The 508-nt window shown below is 70.1% G+C and carries 1 pseudogene; it reads left to right on the plus strand.

Annotated elements, in window-relative coordinates:
- Positions 1-101 precede the first annotated feature (101 nt).
- Positions 102-508, plus strand: a pseudogene (locus ADL01_RS23055) (hypothetical protein); the annotation flags it as partial.

The following is a 508-nucleotide window of genomic DNA, read 5'->3' on the forward strand; positions in this document are numbered from 1 at the left end:
GACCTGCGCCATCACGTGGGCCCAGTCCGCCTCCAGCACCACGGCCACCCGCATGGGCGTCGGCTCGTGGATGCGCGCCACCCGCATCGGATAGGAGCCCCATGCCCACCACAGACCTCTACGGCCAAGGCATCCCCCTGGCCGCTCTGACCGACGGGCCCGACATCCCGAAGGCCATCGCGGACCTCGCGGGCGGCGTGATCCCGAAGCTGGCCCTTCCCTATGCCAGCGCCTCTGCCCGCGGCGCCATCCTCGTCGGCGACCGAGCTCCCCGCGCGGGGATGATCACCTGGCTCCAGGACGTGAAGCGCCTCGACGTGTACGACGGCAGCCAGTGGGTCGCCGTCTCCACGGGTGCCTCGCTGTGGACGACCATCTCCCTGGCCTCGGGCTTCGCCCACAACGGCAACAACAACGGAACCTTGCAGTACCGGTTGCTCAACATCTCCGGTGAGGACTCGATCCAGTTCCGTGGGGCGGTGGCCCGGGCCTCGTGGCCGACCACCCC

Origin of the sequence: Streptomyces sp. NRRL WC-3618 (assembly GCF_001280005.1) — a bacterium.
Lineage (GTDB): Bacteria > Actinomycetota > Actinomycetes > Streptomycetales > Streptomycetaceae > Streptomyces.